Here is a 16,569-nt window from a genome sequence, read left to right as displayed (position 1 = left end):
CCGAGCCGTCGCACGCGCCGCGGCTCACGGCAGACGCCACTCCACGGGCTGGCCCCCTTGCCGCACGAGCAGGTCGTTGGCGCGGCTGAACGGGCGCGAGCCGAAGAACCCGCGGTCCGCCGACATCGGCGAGGGATGAGCGGACTCGATCGCCGGCAGGTCCCCCAGCAAGGGCCGCAGATTACGCGCGTCACGTCCCCAGAGGATGGACACCAGCGGCTTGCCACGCGCCGCCAGCGCCCGGATGGCCTGCTCGGTGACCTCCTCCCAGCCCTTGCCTCGGTGCGCCGCCGGACTGCGCGGAGCGGTGGTGAGTGCCCTGTTCAGCAAGAGCACCCCCTGCTGGGTCCAAGGGGTGAGGTCGCCGTTCGACGGCCTGGGCAGCCCCAGGTCGGTGTTCAGCTCCCGGAAGATGTTCTCCAGGCTGCCCGGCAACGAACGCACCTCGGGCGAGACCGCGAAACTCAGCCCGATGGCCATTCCCGGCGTGGGATACGGGTCCTGACCGACGATCAGGACACGAACGTCGTCGAAAGGCTGCTGGAAGGCCCGCAGGACATTCGCTCCGGACGGAAGATAGGTCCGGCCGGCCGCTACCTCGGCCCGCAGGAAGTTCCCCATCGCGGCGATACGTTCGGCCACAGGTTCAAGAGCCTTCGCCCAGCCTGCTTCAACAAGTTCATGCAAGGGTCGTGGTGCCACAGCGCGTCACCCTACTGGCACACACCGGGGTTCCGCACAGCCAGGGAAGCCCGCACGCACGGACGCCGCCCTCGGCGCTACTCTTCCTCCTCGTCAAGGTCATCGAGCCGGTCCAGCGGACCGCGCCGTCGGTCAGCGGGGAGGAGGGGAACCCGTTGCGTCCAGTGATCAAGCGACTCCGCCCTGGCCGTCAGGCCTCACCGGCCCCTCGGCGCCGATGCCCGGATCCCAAGACTCCCGCACCCGACATCCTCCGGGAGCCGGACACCGATGTGGGCCGGTCCCGGCCCGCAACCGGCGACCTCACCCCCGGGCCCCGGCAGAGCATCCTGCGGCCCCGACGCCCGCGCCCTCCGTCCACTCCTCGGCCGGTTGCCGACGGTGGCGTCCGCGCAGCCCTCGGCCATGCCGGCGGACCGGCGTCCGCCATGAGGTGTCCGCGATGAGCGGAGGGGGCGGCGAGGCGCACGGCCTGCAGGATCTCGCCGGCGGCCCCCGCGACCGCGGGGGCTCCGCGGGCCTCGGGCACGGGTTTCTCGCCGTCGACTCCGGGGGCTCCGGGCTGCGGGCCGTCGTAGGCGTGCCGGGGCGGGAGCCGTCGGTGCCGCGAGAGTCCCGGGAGCCGGTGCGCACCGGGACGCGGGGCATCGACCCCGGACATCTGCTGGAGCAACTCCTGCCCATGGCGCGGGCGTTGATCGGCGAATACAGGCTGGACGGGGTGCGGACGGTCGTCGTCGGCGCCACCGGGCTGGCCAGCCTCGGCGACGCCCTGCGGGCCGAACTGCCGGACGCGCTGGCCCGCGAACTCGGCGTGCGGACGGTCGCCCTGGCCGCCGACGCCGTGACGGCGTACGTCGGCGCCCTGGGCCCGCGCCCGGGCGCGGTGATCGCCGCCGGTACGGGGCTGATCGCGATCGGCACCGATCTGACCGGGTGGCGGCGGGCGGACGGCTGGGGGCATCTGCTGGGCGACTGCGGCGGTGGCGCCTGGATCGGCCGGGCGGGCCTGGAGGCGGCGCTGCGCGCCTTCGACGGACGCGACGGCGGCTCGGCCGCGCTGCTGGCGTGCGCCGAGGAACGGTTCGGGCCGCCGGCCGGGCTGCCCGGGCAGCTCTATCCGCGCGCCGACCGGCCCGCCGTACTGGCCTCCTTCGCCCCGCGGGTCGCGGACTGCGCCGCACACGACCCGGTCGCGGCCGGGATCCTGCGCGCGGCGGCCCGGCACATGGCCGAGTCGGCCGTCGCCGTCTGCCCGACGGCCGGCGAGCCCCGAGTCGCCCTCACCGGTGGCCTATTCAAGCTGGGCGACCCGCTCCTGGTACCGCTGGCCGAGGAGTTGTCCACTCTGCTGCCGCGGGCACGGCAGGTTCCGGCGGAGGGCGATCCCCTGCACGGGGCGGTACGCGTCGCGAGTGACCTGGTCATGGGTCGGCTCACTCTGCCGAGTGATGAAAAGCTGCTCTCCGTAGTACATACAAAAGGCGATTGATCCCCTTGGGGCAGGAAGTGTCCGACAGGTGACGGGATCACCTCCGAATCATGCGTAACTCATCAGACAAAACCGGACGGATACCGCTCACCTGCACCCTCCCCGAACAGGGGAGCCCAATAAGCCAGTAACATGCGTCGCCATGAGCTCCCCCACTGGGCCCGCGTCCGGCCTGCCAGTACGAATGCCGCGACCTCGCCAGCCCGGGCGGCACCGCCGACCCGAGCCGCTGGTGGCTCCCGAGGACGCGCCCGCGCTCGTCCTCGCCGTGCCGGGTACGCCCAGCGCGGCCACGCGCAGCCTCGCCGAGGAGGTCGTGAGCATCGCCCGCTCCGAGCTGCCCGGCCTGGACGCCCGGATCGGGTACCTCGACGGGGACGACGCGGAGTTCCCCACCCTCCAGTCGGTCCTCGCCCGTGCCGCCGAGGAGCGCGCCGCCCGCTACGAGCAGGCCGTCGCCGCGGGCACCGAGGGCGTCAAGATGCCCGACGGCCCGGTCGCGGTCGTCGTGCCGCTGCTGGCCGGCCCGGACAGCGCGTTGCTGCGCCAGGTCCGCCAGGCCGTCATGGAGAGCCGGGTCGCCGCCGACCTGACCGACGTCCTCGGCCCGCACCCGCTGCTCGCCGAGGCGCTGCACGTACGTCTCTCGGAGGCCGGTCTGGCCCGCGCCGACCGTGCCCGTCTGTTCACGGTGGCGACCGCCGCCGACGGCATCATCCTCGCCTCTGTGGGCGGCGAGGAGGCCGTGCAGGCCGCCGGGATCACCGGCATGCTGCTCGCCGCGCGCCTGGCCGTGCCGGTGATGGCCGCGGCGCTGGACCAGGAGGGTTCGATCTCCTCCGTCGCGGAGCAGCTGCGGGGCTCGGGGTCGCAGCAGCTGGCGCTGGCGCCGTATCTGATCGGTCCCGAGATCGACGGGGGCCTGCTGGCGGCGGCCGCCGAGGAGGCGGGGTGCGCCACGGCCGAGCCGCTGGGGCCGTATCCGGCGATCGGCAAGCTGGCGCTGGCCAAGTACACGACGGCGCTGGGGATCGCTCCCCAGCAGGCGCAGGGTGCGCCGGTGCGCTGAGCTTGGCGTGTGTGCCTTGACGGGTCCCTTCCTGGAAGGGACCCGTCGGTCCTTTTCCGGGGTGGTGCGGAGGTCTTTTGGCTGACCGTCGGTGGGGGCTCGGCGCGCAGTTCCCCGCGCCCCTTACGGGGCGGCTCAGTCGAAGACGATGCAGGACGCTGCCGGGATCTCCACCGAGCCGTCGTAGCGCGGCACGCCCGTCTCCTGGTCGATGGTGAACCAGGTGATGTCCCCGGAGCGTTCGTTGGCCGAATAGAGGAAACCCCCGGATTCGGTGAGGGCCCGGGGCCAGTGGCCTCCGCACGGGACCGTCGCCGTCAGGCGCAGTTGGTCCCCGTCGACCGTGAACGTCGTCAGGACGTCCTCGCCCCGGGTCGCCGTCCAGACGAAGCGGCCGTCGGGTGACACGACGATGCCGGACGGGTAGGCGTCGCCGGCCGGGGCGCCGGGCAGTACCGGGGTCTCTGCCAGTGGCTTCAGGGCGCCGGTGTCGGTGTCCCAGCGGCAGACCGTGACGGTCGGGGTGAGTTCGTTGACCACGTAGGCGTACCGCCCGCCGGGGTGAAAGGCCAGGTGGCGGGGGCCGGAGCCGGGGCGCAGGGCGAACTCGCGGCGGACGGCGAGAGTGCCGTCGTCCAGCGTGCAGACCCGTACCGAGTCGGTGCCGAGGTCGACGCTGACCGCCCAGCGGCCGGTGGGGTCCGGCTGCACCTGGTGGGCGTGCGGGCCGCGCTGACGGCGCTCGTGCGGGCCCGAGCCGCTGTGCCGCAGCACCCCGGAGGCCGTGCCGGCGAGGGTGCCGTCGGGGCGGACGGGGACGGCGCTGACGCTGCCGGAGCCGTAGTTGGCGGTCAGGACGTGACCGTCGAAGACGCTGAGGTGGGTGGGGCCGCTGGCGTCGACCGGGACCGGGGGTCCGGCGAGGCGCGGCTTGTCGTCGTGGACGTGGTAGGCGGCCACCGCCCCGTCGGCGGTCTCGCTGACCGCGTACAGGGTGTGCCCGCCGGGGGCGAGCGCGAGATACGACGGGTCGGGGACGCCGTCGACGCTCTCCAGAAGGGCCAGGGCGCCACTGTGCGGCTGGACCGCCGCCGTGACGACCCCGGGTCCGCCGGCCGCCGTGAACGACCCGATGAACGCCCTCCGTCGCCTGCCGCCGTCTGTCACCGGTGTCCCCTCTCGATACGAGCCGGTACGAGTCAGGCCGGTACAAGTCAGTACGAGCCTGTACGAGCCAGTCCGGGGCCGACGGTAGCAGTTTGCGGTCTAGACCAAGACGTCCGGGGCGGCGCGTCTCAGGCGCCCACCAGGGGTGAGCCCGCGGGGGTGCGCAGCGGCTCGGCGAGTTCGGCGAGGGCGCGCTCCAGCCCGTGCAGATGGGCGAGGGCGGGCTCGGTGGGCGGTTCGACAGGGCCGGTGATGTATGCCGAGCCCCGGGTGAGCGCCTCCACGGCCGCCTCGACGCGCCAGCAGGCGGCGGCCAGCCGGGCGTCGTGGGAGGCCTCGGGGTCGGCGGCGACGGCGACCAGGCCGCGGATCTCCCGGGCGCAGTCGTCCAGCAGGGCGAGGACCCGGCGGGCGCGGCGCTTACGGCCGGGCATGGGGGTGAGCGGGTGGACGAGGGGGGCGACCGAGAGCCGTACCCGGCCGAGCAGCTGCTCCAGTTCGGCCACCCGGGGTGCCGGGTCGGCGGTGGTGCATCCGTCGAGCCGGGCGGCGGCCTCGGCCGTGCAGGCGTGGACGCAGCGCAGGGCGCGCTGGATCCAGGCGTCGGTGGTGAGGTGGGTGGTGACCGGCAGCACGAACAGCACGGCGAGTCCGGCGCCGAGCGCGCCCACCGCGGTCTCCGTGAGCCGGAGCGCCAGCAGGCCGGGGGTGAGGACGCCGAGGAGGCCGTAGAGCAGTTCCGCGAGCAGGGTCACCCAGAGCATCATCCAGGTGTAGGAGACGGCTGCCGAGTAGAAGATGCCGAAGACGGCTGCCGCGACCAGGACGGCGGTGGGGACGGGGGCGCCGTGCACGGGGACGGCGACGAGCAGGCCGAGCGCGATACCGATGACCGTGCCGAGGACCCGGCGGAAGCCCCGGACCAGGGTCTCGCCGCGCGAGGCGGTGTTGACGAAGACCCACCAGGTGGCGCCGACCGCCCAGTACCAGCGCTGGCCCGACACCGCCTGACCGACGACGAGCGCGAAGCCCGCGCCCGCGGTCGCCTGGACCGCCTGCCGGGTGGTCACCCGGGCCAGGCCGGTACCGGCGGCGGGGTCGGGTACCGCCGCCGGAGGCAGACGGCGCTCGTAGCACCACAGGCCGAAGCGGACTGCGGCCGCGCCGAGCACGGAGAGCAGTACGGCGGCGTACAACTCGGGCAGCTGTCCGGGCGTGGCGTGCAGGAACTGGGCGACGAAGTAGGTCATGAAGGCGAACACGCCGAGGCTGTGACCGCGCGGCCCCCAGCGGCGCGCGTAGACGCCCGCGCCGACCACGGCCAGGAAGACCAGGTCGCGTGCGACGGGCAAATCGTGCAGCCCGGCCGCGGCGGCCAGGACGGGGAGGCCCACGGCCGGCAGCAGCGCGGTGGTGACGGCCTGCCCGCGTACGGTGGCGTCGGCGACCGTGAACAGGGCGAGCAACGCGGTGAGCCCGCCGGTGACGGCGCCCGTGAGGGAGTGCCCGGCCAGCCCGCAGAGCACGACGGCGACGCCGATGCCCAGCACGGCCCGCGCGGCGAAGCGCAGCCGCACCCGCCCCGGGTCCGGAGCCGTGAACACCCTCTTCAGCACTGCTTCCCCTCCCACGGACGACACAGAAAAGGCGCCGCGGGGATCCGCAGCGCCATCGACACCCCCATGAGAGCATCGTCGGGGCAGCCGGCTCAAGTGGTCCCGATTTCACTGAGCCATCGGCCCAGTCTCACCGCACTGGGCTGGCCACCCATCACACCAATGGCCCAGCTCAGCCGAGAGGGGCTGTGAGCCATTGGTACAGTCGCCCCTCATGACCGTGGACGAGCTCGACACCCGCATCCTGCGCCTGCTGCTGGAGCAGCCGCGCACCAGCGTGCGGGAGTACGCCCGGATCCTCGGTGTCGCCCGGGGCACCCTGCAGGCCCGCCTGGACCGGCTGGAGCGGGACGGCGTGATCACCGGCGGCGGCCCCTCCCTCTCCCCCGCCGCACTCGGTCACCCGGTACTGGCCTTCGTGCACATCGAGGTCACCCAGGGTCATCTCGACGACGTGGGGGACGCACTGGCCGCCGTGCCGGAGATCGTGGAGGCGTTCTCGATCACGGGCGGCGGGGATCTGCTGACCCGGGTGGTGGCCCGGGACAACGCGCACCTGGAGGACGTGATCCAGAAACTGATCAGCCTGCCGGGCGTGGTACGCACCCGCACGGAGGTGGCCCTGCGCGAACGCGTCCCGCACCGCCTGCTGCCACTGGTGGAGTCGATCGGCCGGGCCGCACGCGGATAGCCGAAGGTGTCCGAAACCGGCCACTTCACGAAGGGGCTCATCTAGATTCTTGAGAAGTGCCAGAAGGGAGCGGCAGGTTGACGGAGGGCAGCACCCACAACAACATCGTGAGCGGCAACGCGACGGCCATCAATGCCGAGTCGATCCCCGTCCCCGATCCCGCAGACACCATCAGAGCCGCCCTGGCCCGTGTCCCCCGTCCCGACCCTCACTGACCACGGGATCCCGTCCGTACCATTGGCGGCCCTTCACCCCGCACATGGCGTCCACCGACCACCCGTATGCCGTTCGCGATACCGAAGGACATCGACTCGGACCACCTCGCGCCTCGGCGACACCCGCAGCCTCGTACAGGGCAAGCGATCGGGCCGTGGCAGCCGTCTCCACCGCCCCGTCGACTTGGACCGTACGTCCGTCCCTTCGCACTCGACGACGTGACGCTTGCCCCCGGCCTTTCGGCGGGAGCGGGCGGGCCCTTCGAGCGGAGGCTGCCGGGGTGGACGACGGCCGGGTTCCGGGTGACGGTCGACGGGCGTGCGGTGCCGGGCACGGCGGTACCGGGCAGCTCCTTGGCCGTGCCCCGGCGGACCCGGCGGCCCGGGGACACCAGGCGGGTGTCGGTCCCGTTCCGGCTGCGGGTGGAGAAGGCCCTCGACGACCCGCCGTTGCAGACCCTGTTCTGCCGACAAGGAGGCGCGGGTGGCGCGGGTGCGGTGAGTCCTGGCTGGGTGGGTGACGGCCGGACTGCTGGACGGGGCGGACGGGGACCGGGACCGGGGCGTGGCTACGGCACGGACAGCGTCGTACGCCCGCTGAACCTCACCCGGACGGACCAGCGCCGCCAGCCGTTCGCTCCGCCGGTCGTGCGACATCTGTGATGACTGCATAGCGTGGCGGCATGACCACGACCTGGGCAAAGCCGCAGCGACCGGCCACCGAGGACCGGCGGTGGCGGGCGCTCGGGGTGTGTCTGGCGGCCGGCTTCATCTCGCTGCTCGACACCTCGATCGTCAACGTGGCGCTGCCCTCGATCGAACACGGGCTGGGCGCGACGGAGGCCGCCCAGTCCTGGGTGGTCTCCGGCTACGCGCTGACCTTCGGGCTGGCGCTCGTCCCGGCCGGCCGGCTGGGCGACATACGCGGGCGGCGCCAGGCCTTCCTGTTCGGGCTGGCCGTGTTCACGCTGGCGTCGGCGGCCTGCGGGCTCGCCGCGAGTCCCGACTGGCTGGTGGTGTTCCGGTTGATCCAAGGCACGGCGGCAGGCATGGTCGCCCCGCAGACCTCGGGACTGATCCAGCAGATGTTCCAGGGCGCCGAGCGGGCGAAGGCCTTCGGTCTGCTCGGCAGTGTCATCGGCGTCTCGACGGCGGTGGGCCCGCTGGCGGGCGGTCTGATCATCGACGCGGTCGGCACCAGCGACGGCTGGCGCTGGGTGTTCTTCGTCAACCTGCCCATCGGGGTGGCCGCGTTCGCCGCGGGGCTGCGCCTGCTGCCCCGGTTCCCCGTGCCGCCGGGCCGGCGGGAGGAGTTCGACCCCGTGGGGGTGGTGCTCCTCGGTGCCGGGGTGCTCGCGCTGATGCTGCCGCTGGTTCAGGAGCAGCAGTGGACGGGGCGGCTGAAGTGGGCGCTGCTGCCGGTGGGCGGAGTGCTGCTGGGCCTGTTCTGGGCGTGGGAACGGCGGCAGGGACGGCTCGGACGAGCACCCCTGGTCGATCTGGACCTGTTCTCACTGCGGTCCTTCACCCTCGGCGCGCTGATCAGCCTGACCTACTTCGCGGGCTTCACCACGGTCTTCTTCGTCCTCGCCCTGTTCCTGCAGAACGCGGCCGGATACAGCGCGCTGGCCTCCGGTCTCACCGTGCTGCCGTTCGCGATCGCCTCGGCGGTCGGTGCCGCCCTCGGGGGCCGGCTGGTGGTGCGCCACGGGCGCAAGCTGGTCGTCATCGGCCTCAGCGGGGTGGCACTGGGGCTGCTCGGGATCGCCGCGGTGGTGTGGCTGGTGCCGTTGGAGAGCCTGGGGTGGGCCGTGGTGGTACCGATGATCGTCGGCGGGATCGGCTCCGGTCTCACGGTCTCCCCCAACACGACGCTCACCCTCACCCGCGTCCCGGTGAAGCGGGCCGGCGCGGCCGGCGGGGTGCTGCAGACCGGCCAGCGGGTCGGCTCGGCGGCCGGGATCGCCGTGGTGGGATCGGTGTACTTCGCCCACCTCGCGAACCGCGGCCCGGCCACCGAGGCGCTCCAGCTGGGTCTGCTCACGTCCGTCGGATTCATCCTGCTGGCGCTGTGTCTGGCGGTCGCCGACATGCGCGAGCGGTCGAGGGCACCGGAGAACGACTGAGCCCAGGACGCCCCGGGCCGGGATCTCCTAGGCGGCCACCGCCTCCATCACCGAGAGCACGGTCGGGGTCGGCACGACCCTCGCCAGCTTCAGACCCGCGGATTCGAACAGCGTGGCGAACTCCGGCTCGGTGCGCTCCCGGCCCACCAGCGCCGCCATCAGCAGCAGGTCGAGCGCCTTGGCCTGGTGGGGTGCGTTGCCCGGCGGGACCACCGCGTCGACGGCCAGGATCCGCCCGCCCGGCGCCAGGGCGGTGCGGCAGCGGTCGAGGAGGGCGACGCACTGTTCGTCCTCCCAGTCGTGCAGGATCCGCTTGAGCACGACGACGTCGCCCTTCGGTACGGCGGCGAAGAAGTCGCCGGCCTCGGTGCTCCAGCGTCCCGCGGTCCCGGGTGTGTCCAGCCGGTGCCCGGCCAGGACGTGCGGCCGGTCGTACAGGATGCCGTGCAGACCGGGGTGGCGGTCGAGGACCGTCAGCAGGAATCCGCCGTGACCACCGCCCACGTCCACGACCGTCCCGCTGGACGGGAAGTCACAGGCGACGGCGATGGGCTCGTTCTCGGCGTCGGACATCGCGGCCATACCGCAGTGGAAGACGTCCGCGGTGTCCTCGTCCTGGGCGAAGTAGTCCCAGAACGGCAGCCCGAAGAGGTGCTCGAACGCGGACGTGCCCTCGCTGACGCAGCGGCTCAGGTCGGCGGTCGGCAGCCACATGCTGCGGTCGGTGTTCATCAGGACGGCCGAGCGCGCCGAGCAGGGGGCGTCGCTGCGCAGGGTGTCACCGGCGGAGGTGAGCCGGAAGCGGCCACTCGCGTCCTCCTCGAAGACGCCGCGCGTGGCGAGCAGCCGGAGCACCCGGTAGAGGCTCCGTGCGTCAGTGCGGGTGGCCGCGGCCAGTTCGGCCGGCGTGCGGGGGCCGTCGGCCAGATGATCGGCCACACCGACGACCGCGGCGGCACGCAGGGCCGCCGGGAACAGGTAGCCGAGCGATTCGTTGACGAGGAACGCGGACGAGGTACGGGCGTCGACGGTTTCGTCCGGGGCTACTTCGGGGCTCACGGGCGCCTCCAGCGCTGATCTCCGGGATGTCCGCAGGCATCGTGACATCGCGAGGGCCCAGGTTCGGGGAAGGTGATCGGGGCGCGCGGAAGCAGACCGAGAGCGGGCACGAGGCCCGGCCTCGGCGGATGCCTTACGGCGTACGACCCGAGGCCGACGACTCACGGGGCGGGCCCGGCCGACTGCCGACCCATGGCCAGCCGACTCGCGGCTCATGGCCAGCCGACTCGCGGCGCAGGACCGACTGACTCGCAGCCCATCACCGGCTGGCTCGCGGCCCATCACCGGCTGGCTCGCGGCCCATGGCCGGGTGACTCGCGGCCCATGGGTGGGTGACTCGGGGCCCATGACCGACTGACTCGCGGCTCGCAACCCGCCGACTCGCGGCTCGCAACCGGCTGCCCGGTGGCTCGCAGCCCGGCCATCTCATGGCTCATGACCGGCTGAATCACGGCCTCCGGCCCGCCGGGCCGTGGCTCATGACCCGGCCGACCCACCGTCTACTCCCGGCCTGGGCTCACGATCGGCGGCGGGGCTTTCCACGCTTCGCGGGCTTGGCCGACTGGGTGCGTTTGGCTCCGCCGGACCGGCCCTGTGCGCCGCGGCCCGCCGCGGTCGCCTTCTGCGGCCGTTTCGGCTGCGCCCGCGCCCCCTGGGCGCCCTGGGGCGGCTGTTCGGCCTGACGGCCGCGGGTGCTGTTGACCGTGCGGCCGCGGACGATGCCGATGAAGTCCTCGACCAGGTCCGTGGTGGCCTCCTCGGGCCAGGACAGGGCGACGGTCGACTGGGGGGCGTCGGTGAGCGGCCGGTAGGTGAGGTCGCGGCGGTGGTGGAGACGGGCCAGCGACTGCGGAACGACGAGGAGGCCGACGCCGGCGGCGACCAGTTCGACGGCGTCCTCGGTGGTGGCCGGGCGCTCGAAGGCGGGCTCGCCGGGCGGCGCGTCCCAGTCGAACACGTCGTCCAGCGGGTGGCAGAGGACCTCGTCGGCGAGGTCGGCGAGGGTGACCTCCTCGGCCGCCGTGATCACGTGGTCCTTGGGCACGACGACCACCGTGGTCTCGGTGTAAAGGGGGATCGCGCTGAAGAACGTACGGTCCACCGGAAGCCGTACGAAACCGGCATCCGCGTCACCCGCGCGCAGCATGTCGAACGCCTCGGCGGCCGTGACCTGGTGGAGGCTGAGGGGGATGTCGGGCAGGCGCTCGTTCCAGACGCGTACCCATTTGGCGGGCGTCACGCCGGGGACGTACGCGAGCCGGAACGACGGTGTTTCCTCCGAGCCTGTCACCCGGCCAGGTTAACCGGCCGGGAGCGGCGGCCCACCATCGGCCGGAAGCGGCGACCCCCGTCGGCCGGGAAGGGCGGCCTCGCATCGGCCCTGGTCGGCGCTATCGCACCCGGCCGATACCCTTGGCCTCATGAGTTCGCACCAGACCGCCCAGACGATGAAGCCCGCGACCGCGGCGAAGAAGCTGGGTGTGTACCTGCCCGCCACGCCCGCCGCCTTCCAGGAGGGTGCCGTCTCGCGCGCCGAGCTGATCGAGCTCCAGGCCGACCCGCCCGAGTGGCTGCGCGAGCTGCGGGCCAACGGACCGCACCCGCGTCCGGTGGTCGCGGAGAAGTTTGGCGTGTCCATCGCGGGGCTGGCGCGCGGCGGAGTGACCGAGGCGCTCACCACCGAGCAGATCGAGGAGCTCAAGCGCGAGCGGCCCGAGTGGCTGGAGAAGGAGCGGGCCACGCAGGCCGAGGTCCGCAAGGAAGGCGCACGCCTGAAGAACCTGAAGCGGGAGAAGGAGGCGGGGCAGGGCTGACGTCCTCGCCCGCCGCTTTCCCACGGCCCCGGTCCAGGCGTCCCCGCCTGGACCGGGGCCGTTTTGGAGCGGTGGTTGACCCGTTCGCTGCCCGTTTGGAGCGGTGGTTGACCCATTCGCTGCCCGTGCCACTGGAGGTCCTCGCCCGCGTCTGGCCGGCTGCACGGGCACGGTCTCGCCACGGCCGGCGATATCCTCGAGGAGTTGCTCGCCGCGGCGGCGGACCGCTCTCGCGACGTGTTCGGCCGCCTGCTTCCGGCGGACACAGGCCGGTTCGCGCGGGCCTGGCTGACCGCGGCGCGCTACGCGCACGAAGTGGACCGTGCGCTGTGCGCCGCGGCCTGGGACGGGTGACCGGGCCGACGACCGGATGCGGGCCGCCACTCCCCCGTGCCGGCGGCCCGCACGACCGGAGTCGTCGAACCCGTTCTCGGTGCCCGGTTGAAGCATGCGACAGCGGGCTGTCGCGTGGGTATGCGTATAACTGCGTAGGGGCAGAGGCAGAGAGGAACACGTGTTACACGGGCTGGACAGGGCCTACGAACGCCTCACCGGACTGGCCGTGGCCGCGTTGCACGAGCGCGAGCCCGAACGGCTGTGGCCGCTACTCGCCGACGCGCTGACCGACCTGTGCGGCGGCGAGACCCTGATCTACAAGCTGGACGACTGGAACGAGGGCAACGGCACGCTTGGTATGTCGGCCGCTGCCGCCACCGAGTTGGACCGGCTCGGCGGCGCGGCGCTGGGGGTGCTGCGCTCGGGCTATCCGTTCGCCCACCACTACGCGGCCGGCCTCGGGCGTACGCCCGTCACGGCCCGGCGGCTCGCGGGCGAGGCCTGGGCGGCGAGCGAGACCGCGCGGGTCCTCGGCCGGGCCCTGGACCTTGACCAGGTCCTGGCGCTTCCGCTGCCGGGGACGGTCGCGCCGATCACCGGCTGCCTGGTCTACCGCTCCGGCGCGGACTTCACCGAGGACCACCTACGGACCGCCGAACGCGCCCAGCCGCTGCTGGCCGCCGTCGAACAGCAGCGCCAACTGCTGGAGCAGTGGCGCCGGTTGGCCGCGGCGGGCGGTGAGCCGGAGGAGCGGGCGGCGGACTGCGCGCTGACGCCCCGTGAACTCACCGTCCTGCTCCTGCTCACCGACGCCCTGACGGCGGACGCGATCGGCCGGCGCCTGGGCATCTCGGCCCGCACGGTGCACAAACACGTCGAGAACATCTACCGCAAACTCGGCACCCGCGACCGCCTCAGCACGGTCCTGCGCGCCCAGCGCCTGGGCCTGGTGCCCGCGGCGTCGGCGAAGGAGCCCTGGGCCGCGTCGGTGCCGAATCCGTAGGCGTGGCCCGTCCAGCAGCAGATCGGGGTCCTCGCCCTCCCCGAGTCCCAACTCCCGGGTGATCGCCGGTTCGCCGGAGATCAGCAGTCGTATCAGGGGTTCCTCCGACACGGGGAAGGGTTCGCCGAAGTAGTCGCCCTCGCGTACGAGCACGGACGTCTGCAGGGGATATTCGCCGGGCGGGATGCGCCCGGTGAGTTCTCTGGGGGTGCCCGTCAGGGGTCGGCGACCACCAGCCGGCCGCCGGGCACCCGGAGCGTGGTGATCTCCTCGATCCGGTCGACGGTCAGCTCACCGCCCGCGTTCATCGGGCCGTGAAATCGCGTGGACGACGGCTCCGGCAACCCGGCAGAGTGGCCGCCCATGACGAGCAGTGAGCTGTGGAGCCGCGCCGAGGCCGACCGCTACGACGCGGAGGAGACCGAGATGAACGCGGCGGCCGTACTCGTACCGACCGTCGACTTTCTCGCCGAACTCGCCGGCGAGGGGCGGGCGTTGGAGTTCGCCATCGGGACCGGCCGGGTCGCTGTTCCGCTCCGGGAGCGCGGGGTGCCCGTGGCGGGCATCGAGTTCTCCGAGCACATGGCGGCGGTGCTGCGCCGCAAGGTCGACGCCGAGACGCTGCCGGTGGTGGTCGGGGACATGGCGACGACCACCGTCCCCGGCGAGTTCTCCCTGGTCTACCTCGTCTACAACACGATCTCGAACCTGCTCACACAGGACGAGCAGGTCGACTGTTTCCGCAACGCGGCCCGGCATCTGGCGCCCGGCGGCCGGTTCGTGATCGAGCTGGGGGTGCCGCCGCTGCGGCTGCTGCCGCCCGGCCAGGTCGCGGTACCGTTCGACGTCTCCGCGGGTCACATCGGTTTCGACACCTTCGACCTGGTCGAGCAGATCCTCGTCTCGCACCACCTCACCCGCGACGGCGAGGACGGCCGCTACCGCCGCGACGACTCCCGGCACCGGTACGCGTGGCCGGCCGAGCTGGATCTGATGGCCAGGATCGCGGGGCTCGAACTGGAGCGACGCGTGGCGGACTGGGACGGTTCCCCGTTCACCCAGGACTCGCCGAAGCACATCTCCGTGTGGCGCAGGCCGGCCTGACCGGTGGAGCGCTGGGTCCGGCCGGGCCCGGGCCCGCCACGAGCGCGGTGGGCGCCTTCACGACAGGTCGATGGGAGCGGGGTTCCACCTGTACCGCGCGTCGTCCTCGTCCGTTCATCGAGCACCACGTGCCCAGGATCTCAGCAGCGGAAGTTCACCTCGTTATCCGTGTCCGTTCTCCGTGTCCGGTCGCTGGACGACCCGTACCAGCGGGGCCAGGTCGGGCTCCGCCGCGGCGGCGTCGAGCGCCTCGCGCAGCGCCTCGTTGTTGGTCGGGCGGGCCGCTTCCAGTAGGGCGAAGCCCGCATCGGAGACGTTGGTGTAGATGCCCCGCCGGTCGGTCGGGCACAGGTAGCGGGAGAGCAGGCCCCGGTCCTCCAGGCGCGTGACGAGCCGGGTGGTGGCGCTCTGGCTGAGTACGACGGCGTCGGCGACCTGCTTCATCTGCAGGTGGCCGCCGTCCCCGTCGTGCTGGCGGCTGAGGACGTCGAGCAGGGAGTACTCGCGCACGCTGAGGCCGTGCCCCGCCTGCAGGGCGCGCTCGACATGCGACTCGATCCTGCCGTGCAGCAGGGACAGCGCGCACCAGCCCTGAGCGAGGGCGGTGAGCGCGGGGTCGGTGGCGGTCATGTGGCACGTCCTTCCGTGAGGGCCCTCGGAGCCCTTTCAGAGCCTCCCGAGAGCCCGGCGATGCATACACCACTATACCGCGTTTGCAATTAACCCGCGTATGCAATTATTGTGGTCGCTCGTAAGGCGCTACCGCAACGTTCCCTCGGAAGGTTACTTCCATGCCTCTCGCGCTCCTGGCCCTCGCCATCGGGGCCTTCGGCATCGGCACCACCGAATTCGTCATCATGGGTCTGCTGCCCGACGTCGCCGCCGACTTCGGCGTCTCGGTGCCCACCGCCGGATTCCTCGTCACCGGATACGCCCTCGGCGTCATGTTCGGCGCCCCGCTCATGACCGTCCTCGGCACCAAGATCTCCCGCAAGAACATGCTCTTGCTGCTCATGGGCCTGTTCATCGTGGGCAACGTCATCTCGGCCGTCGCCCCCGTCTTCGCCGTCATGCTCCTCGGCCGTGTGGTCGCCTCACTCGCCCACGGCGCGTTCTTCGGCATCGGTTCCGTCGTCGCCGCCGACCTGGTCGCCCCCGAGAAGAAGGCCGGCGCCATCTCCATGATGTTCACCGGCCTGACCGTCGCCAATGTCGTCGGCGTGCCGCTCGGCACCTTCGTAGGGCAGAGCGCCGGCTGGCGCACCACCTTCTTCATCGTCGCCGCGCTCGGCGTGATCGGCCTCGCCGGCATTGCCAGGCTCGTCCCCGACATGCCCAAGCCGGAGGGCGTACGTCTGCGCCACGAGGTGGCCGCGTTCAAGAACGTCCAGGTGCTGCTCGCCATGGCGATGACGGTGCTCGGCTTCGGTGGGGTCTTCGCGGCCATCACGTATATCGCGCCGATGATGACCGACGTCGCCGGTTACGCGGAGTCGTCGGTGACCTGGCTGCTCGTCCTGTTCGGCCTCGGCATGGTGGCCGGCAACCTGACCGGCGGAAAGCTCGCCGACCGCAAGCTGATGCCGATGCTCTTCACCGCGCTCGGCGGCCTGGCGGTGGTCCTGGCACTGTTCACCGCCGGTGCGCACAACAAGGTCACGGCCGCCGTCGCCGTGTTCCTCATCGGAGCCCTGGGCTTCGCCACGGTGCCGCCGCTGCAGAAGCGTGTACTGGACTACGCACACGGGGCACCCACCCTCGCCTCCGCCGTCAACATCGGAGCCTTCAACCTCGGCAACGCGCTGTCCGCCTGGCTCGGCGGCATCGTCATCGCCGCCGGCTTCGGCTACACCTCGCCCAACTGGGTCGGTGCGGTCCTCGCCGCCGCGGCCCTGGTCCTGGCCGCCGTCTCCAGCACCCTGGAGCGCCGCTCCCCCGAACGCCACGCGCCCGCCACCGCGCCGTCCCCGGCTGCGGACGCGACCGAGCGGCCCGTCGCCGCGCCCCACTGAACCCGCACCGCTGACCGTGCACCACTGACCGTGCACCACTGACCGTGCGACCGCTGACCGCGCACCGCTGACCGCGCGCCGACGACGCACAGCACAGCACAGACCATCGACCACATACCCACAGACCGTCCCCCGATCGCCCCCATCACCATCGGCGATCAGC

17 protein-coding genes and 1 pseudogene are annotated in these 16,569 nt (G+C 72.5%); 11 read left to right on the top strand and 7 right to left on the bottom strand.

Annotated features, from left to right (window positions below):
- Positions 1–24: 24 nt before the first annotated feature.
- The gene (locus AB0N16_RS34895) at positions 25–702 is read right to left on the bottom strand and encodes a uracil-DNA glycosylase (protein WP_365803845.1); all 678 of its coding nucleotides are present in this window, start codon (positions 700–702) and stop codon (positions 25–27) included.
- A gap of 442 nt (positions 703–1,144) precedes the next feature.
- On the opposite strand from AB0N16_RS34895, the gene AB0N16_RS34890 reads away from it, so the two are divergent.
- Entirely contained in the window at positions 1,145–2,194 is a 1,050-nt protein-coding gene (locus AB0N16_RS34890) for a BadF/BadG/BcrA/BcrD ATPase family protein (RefSeq protein ID WP_365803843.1), read from the top strand.
- A gap of 142 nt (positions 2,195–2,336) precedes the next feature.
- Complete coding sequence (locus AB0N16_RS34885; protein WP_365803841.1) at positions 2,337–3,263, top strand: hypothetical protein; 927 nt, start codon at positions 2,337–2,339, stop codon at positions 3,261–3,263.
- 135 nt (positions 3,264–3,398) lie between these two features.
- Here AB0N16_RS34885 and AB0N16_RS34880 read toward each other — a convergent pair whose 3' ends face one another.
- Positions 3,399–4,430, bottom strand: coding sequence for a lactonase family protein (locus AB0N16_RS34880; RefSeq protein WP_365803839.1), 1,032 nt, complete (start codon positions 4,428–4,430; stop codon positions 3,399–3,401).
- 128 nt (positions 4,431–4,558) lie between these two features.
- Positions 4,559–6,046, bottom strand: coding sequence for an FUSC family protein (locus AB0N16_RS34875; protein ID WP_365803837.1), 1,488 nt, complete (start codon positions 6,044–6,046; stop codon positions 4,559–4,561).
- A gap of 214 nt (positions 6,047–6,260) precedes the next feature.
- Here AB0N16_RS34875 and AB0N16_RS34870 point away from each other — a divergent pair, with 214 nt between their 5' ends.
- The 4 genes and pseudogenes from AB0N16_RS34870 (at position 6,261) to AB0N16_RS34855 (ending at position 9,078) form a co-directional block, all read left to right on the top strand.
- A complete protein-coding gene (locus tag AB0N16_RS34870; protein ID WP_365803835.1) occupies positions 6,261–6,737 on the top strand; it encodes an Lrp/AsnC family transcriptional regulator in 477 nt (158 codons plus the stop codon).
- 77 nt (positions 6,738–6,814) lie between these two features.
- Entirely contained in the window at positions 6,815–6,952 is a 138-nt protein-coding gene (locus tag AB0N16_RS34865) for a hypothetical protein (protein WP_365803833.1), read from the top strand.
- 270 nt (positions 6,953–7,222) lie between these two features.
- Positions 7,223–7,417 (top strand): annotated as a pseudogene (locus tag AB0N16_RS34860) (hypothetical protein); the annotation flags it as partial.
- A gap of 218 nt (positions 7,418–7,635) precedes the next feature.
- On the top strand, positions 7,636–9,078 hold the full coding sequence (locus tag AB0N16_RS34855) for an MFS transporter (protein ID WP_365803831.1): 1,443 nt from the start codon (positions 7,636–7,638) through the stop codon (positions 9,076–9,078).
- A 27-nt stretch (positions 9,079–9,105) separates the two neighbouring features.
- Here the strand turns inward: AB0N16_RS34855 and AB0N16_RS34850 are convergent, their stop codons facing one another.
- Positions 9,106–10,137, bottom strand: a complete 1,032-nt coding sequence (locus AB0N16_RS34850; protein WP_365803829.1) for a methyltransferase — start codon at positions 10,135–10,137, stop codon at positions 9,106–9,108.
- Positions 10,138–10,654: 517 nt separating this feature from the next.
- A complete protein-coding gene (locus AB0N16_RS34845; protein ID WP_365803827.1) occupies positions 10,655–11,428 on the bottom strand; it encodes a LysR family substrate-binding domain-containing protein in 774 nt (257 codons plus the stop codon).
- 130 nt (positions 11,429–11,558) lie between these two features.
- Between AB0N16_RS34845 and AB0N16_RS34840 the strand changes: the two genes are divergently transcribed.
- The 3 genes from AB0N16_RS34840 (at position 11,559) to AB0N16_RS34830 (ending at position 13,290) form a co-directional block, all read left to right on the top strand.
- A complete protein-coding gene (locus AB0N16_RS34840; RefSeq protein WP_365803824.1) occupies positions 11,559–11,951 on the top strand; it encodes a DUF5997 family protein in 393 nt (130 codons plus the stop codon).
- A 204-nt stretch (positions 11,952–12,155) separates the two neighbouring features.
- The gene (locus tag AB0N16_RS34835; RefSeq protein WP_365803822.1) at positions 12,156–12,305 is read left to right on the top strand and encodes a hypothetical protein; all 150 of its coding nucleotides are present in this window, start codon (positions 12,156–12,158) and stop codon (positions 12,303–12,305) included.
- Between the two features lie 160 nt (positions 12,306–12,465).
- Positions 12,466–13,290 (top strand): LuxR C-terminal-related transcriptional regulator, encoded by an 825-nt coding sequence (locus AB0N16_RS34830; protein ID WP_365803820.1) that lies wholly within the window; start codon positions 12,466–12,468, stop codon positions 13,288–13,290.
- Positions 13,291–13,505: 215 nt separating this feature from the next.
- Here the strand turns inward: AB0N16_RS34830 and AB0N16_RS34825 are convergent, their stop codons facing one another.
- Entirely contained in the window at positions 13,506–13,655 is a 150-nt protein-coding gene (locus AB0N16_RS34825; RefSeq protein WP_365803818.1) for a hypothetical protein, read from the bottom strand.
- Between AB0N16_RS34825 and AB0N16_RS34820 the strand changes: the two genes are divergently transcribed.
- Entirely contained in the window at positions 13,654–14,394 is a 741-nt protein-coding gene (locus AB0N16_RS34820; protein WP_365803816.1) for a class I SAM-dependent methyltransferase, read from the top strand. The genes AB0N16_RS34825 and AB0N16_RS34820 overlap by 2 nt on opposite strands.
- 162 nt (positions 14,395–14,556) lie before the next feature.
- Here AB0N16_RS34820 and AB0N16_RS34815 read toward each other — a convergent pair whose 3' ends face one another.
- A complete protein-coding gene (locus AB0N16_RS34815; RefSeq protein WP_365803814.1) occupies positions 14,557–15,024 on the bottom strand; it encodes a MarR family transcriptional regulator in 468 nt (155 codons plus the stop codon).
- 161 nt (positions 15,025–15,185) lie between these two features.
- Here AB0N16_RS34815 and AB0N16_RS34810 point away from each other — a divergent pair, with 161 nt between their 5' ends.
- Positions 15,186–16,406, top strand: a complete 1,221-nt coding sequence (locus AB0N16_RS34810; protein ID WP_365803812.1) for an MFS transporter — start codon at positions 15,186–15,188, stop codon at positions 16,404–16,406.
- Positions 16,407–16,569: the final 163 nt, after the last annotated feature.

The organism is Streptomyces sp. NPDC051105 (assembly GCF_040682795.1).
GTDB lineage: Bacteria > Actinomycetota > Actinomycetes > Streptomycetales > Streptomycetaceae > Streptomyces.
This window is presented reverse-complemented; position numbering and strand designations above follow the sequence as displayed.

Coding starts and splice junctions, on each gene's coding strand:
- AB0N16_RS34810 (WP_365803812.1), top strand. CDS start 15,186: ATGCCTCTCGCGCTCCTGGCCCTCGCCATCGGGGCCTTCGGCATCGGC.
- AB0N16_RS34870 (WP_365803835.1), top strand. CDS start 6,261: ATGACCGTGGACGAGCTCGACACCCGCATCCTGCGCCTGCTGCTGGAG.
- AB0N16_RS34890 (WP_365803843.1), top strand. CDS start 1,145: ATGAGCGGAGGGGGCGGCGAGGCGCACGGCCTGCAGGATCTCGCCGGC.
- AB0N16_RS34825 (WP_365803818.1), bottom strand. CDS start 13,655: ATGGGCGGCCACTCTGCCGGGTTGCCGGAGCCGTCGTCCACGCGATTT.
- AB0N16_RS34840 (WP_365803824.1), top strand. CDS start 11,559: ATGAGTTCGCACCAGACCGCCCAGACGATGAAGCCCGCGACCGCGGCG.
- AB0N16_RS34855 (WP_365803831.1), top strand. CDS start 7,636: ATGACCACGACCTGGGCAAAGCCGCAGCGACCGGCCACCGAGGACCGG.
- AB0N16_RS34820 (WP_365803816.1), top strand. CDS start 13,654: ATGACGAGCAGTGAGCTGTGGAGCCGCGCCGAGGCCGACCGCTACGAC.
- AB0N16_RS34885 (WP_365803841.1), top strand. CDS start 2,337: ATGAGCTCCCCCACTGGGCCCGCGTCCGGCCTGCCAGTACGAATGCCG.
- AB0N16_RS34815 (WP_365803814.1), bottom strand. CDS start 15,024: ATGACCGCCACCGACCCCGCGCTCACCGCCCTCGCTCAGGGCTGGTGC.